Annotated in this window: 1 protein-coding gene; it reads left to right on the top strand. The window is 69.8% G+C overall.

Annotation, left to right across the window (positions count from 1 at the left end; genetic code table 11):
• Window positions 1-25: 25 nt before the first annotated feature.
• Window positions 26-2,556 (top strand): condensation domain-containing protein (locus Cco03nite_RS41815; RefSeq protein ID WP_203699606.1); only part of this gene is annotated, 2,531 nt, incomplete at its 3' end.

Here is a 2,556-nt window from a genome sequence, read left to right as displayed (position 1 = left end):
CGACCGCAAAGCCCTACCCGCACCCGTGTTCGACGGATCCGCCGAACCCGGACCGGTCACCGCGCGGCAGAAGGCAGTGATCGGACTGTTCTCCGACGTCCTGGGCGTCGACCACGTGGGCCTCGACGACGACTTCTTCGACCTCGGCGGCGACTCACTGCTCGCCACGCGGTTGATCTCGCGCGTGCGTGCGGCGCTGGGGGTCGAGCTGGGGATCCGGGCGTTGTTCGACTCGCCGACCGTGTCGGCGCTCTGCCGCGTGCTCGACGGACTCGGCGCGGCGCGTCCGGCGCTGGCCGCGGTGGCGCCGCGCCCGGAGCGGCTGCCGTTGTCGTTCGCGCAGCAGCGGCTGTGGTTCGTGGACCAGTTCGAAGGACACAATGCCGCCTACACCGAACCGTACGCGTGGCGGCTGCACGGCCCCGTCGACCGCGATGCGCTGCGTGCGGCGCTGGGCGACGTCGTCGGCCGGCACGAGGCGTTGCGCACGGTGTTCCGGGTCGTGGACGGGGAGCCGCACCAGGAGATTCTCGACGTCGGCGTGGCACCGGTGCTCGAAGAGGCCAGGGTCGTCGAGGGCGACCTGGCGGCAGCGCTGTCAGCTGCCACCGGGTACGTCTTCGACGTCTCCACTGAGCTGCCGGTCCGGGCGTGGCTGTTCGAACTCGGACCCGACGAATGCGTCCTGCTCATGCTGACCCACCACATCGCCAGTGACGGCTGGTCGCTCGGCCCGCTGTCGCGTGACCTGTCGCAGGCGTACGCGTCGCGCTTGTCCGACACGGCTCCCGACTGGTCGCCGCTGCCCGTCCAGTACGCCGACTACGCCATCTGGCAGCGGGAACTGCTCAGCGACGAATCGGCGGGCAGCCTCGCGGCGGAGCAGCTGCAGTTCTGGCGTGGGGCGCTGGCCGGGCTGCCAGAGGAACTCGCGCTCCCGTACGACCGTGTGCGTCCGCCGGTGGCTTCGTACCGCGGCGGCGACGTGCGGTTCGAACTCGGCGGCGACCTTCACCGCCGGCTGACGAACCTCGCGCGCGAGCACCAGTCGACCGTGTTCATGGTCGTACACGCCACGTTGGCCGCGCTGCTGAGCAAAGTGGGCGGCGGCGTCGACATCCCGATCGGGACGCCGGTGGCAGGCCGGTCCGACGAGGCGGTAAACGACCTGATCGGGTTCTTCGTCAACACGGTGGTCCTGCGATCGGACCTGTCGGGCGACCCGACGTTCACCGAACTGCTCGGCCGGGTGCGAGCGACGGATCTAGGCGCTTTCGCACATCAGGAGGTGCCGTTCGAACGGCTGGTCGAAGTCCTCAACCCCGCCCGCTCCACGGCCCGCCACCCGCTGTTCCAGGTCATGCTCGCCTTCGACGGGGGAGAAGACCTCGACAGCTGGGCGCTGCCCGGCACCCGTGCCCAGGTCGAGCCGTTGCGGGCCGGAGCCGCCAAGTTCGACCTGCTGTGGAACTTCGAGCAACGCCACGACGCGGATGGCGAACCGCTCGGCATCCGCGGGAAGCTCGACTTCGCGCTCGACGTGTTCGACGAGCTTACGGCGCTGTCGCTGACGGCATGGTTCACACGATTGCTTGAGCAGGTCGTCGAGCGCGCCGACGCCCGCCTCGCGGACATGGTTCTGCTTTCCGAGGCGGAACGCCACAGGATCGTCGATGAATGGAACGACACCTCGCACCCGCTTTCCTTCGCGCCGCTGGCAGCGCTTTTCGAGGCTCAGGTGCGGCAGTCGCCGGATGCGGTGGCGCTCGTCCACGACCGGCAGGAGCTGACGTACGCGGAGCTGAACGCACGAGCCAACCGCCTCGCCCGGCATCTCGTCGCTCAAGGCGCGGGACCGGGGCGTTTCGTGGCGCTGGCGCTGCCGCGGACCGTCGATGTGATGGTGGCGCTGCTCGGGGTGGTGAAGTCGGGGGCGGGTTACGTGCCGGTGGATCCGCGGTGGCCGGCCGAGCGCGTGCGCATCGTGCTCGACGAGGCCCGACCGGTAGCCGTGCTGGACGATCTCACCCCGATCGAGGGGTTGGGGCAGTGGTCGGACGAAGACCTCTCCGTCTGCGTCGACGCCGACAGCCCCGCGTACGCGATCTACACCTCCGGGTCGACGGGGCGGCCGAAGGGTGTGGTGGTCTCGCAGGGCGGGGTCGTCAATCTGCTGTCGTGGGTGAGAGCGGAGTTCGGCGCCGACGAGATGTCCCGGGTGCTGGCGTCCACGTCGTTGAGTTTCGACGTGTCGGTGTTCGAGGTCTTCGGCACCTGGGTCTCGGGCGGTTGCGTGGAGTTGGCGCGTGACGTGCTGGCACTGGGCGAGCTGCCCGCGACATGGCCCGGAACACTGATCTCCGCGGTCCCGTCCGCGTTGAGCCAGGCGCTGGCAGACGTGCCGGTCTTCGAGTCGGTGCGGGTCGTGGTCCTGGCAGGTGAGGCGGTTCCTGCCGGCGTGCTGGACCGGGTTCGGTCGGTGTTCCCGTCGGCACGGGTGGTCAACCTGTACGGGCCGACCGAGGCGACGGTGTACGCGACCGGGTGGCGTGCTGT

Origin of the sequence: Catellatospora coxensis (assembly GCF_016862635.1) — a bacterium.
Classification (GTDB): domain Bacteria; phylum Actinomycetota; class Actinomycetes; order Mycobacteriales; family Micromonosporaceae; genus Catellatospora; species Catellatospora coxensis.
This window is presented reverse-complemented; position numbering and strand designations above follow the sequence as displayed.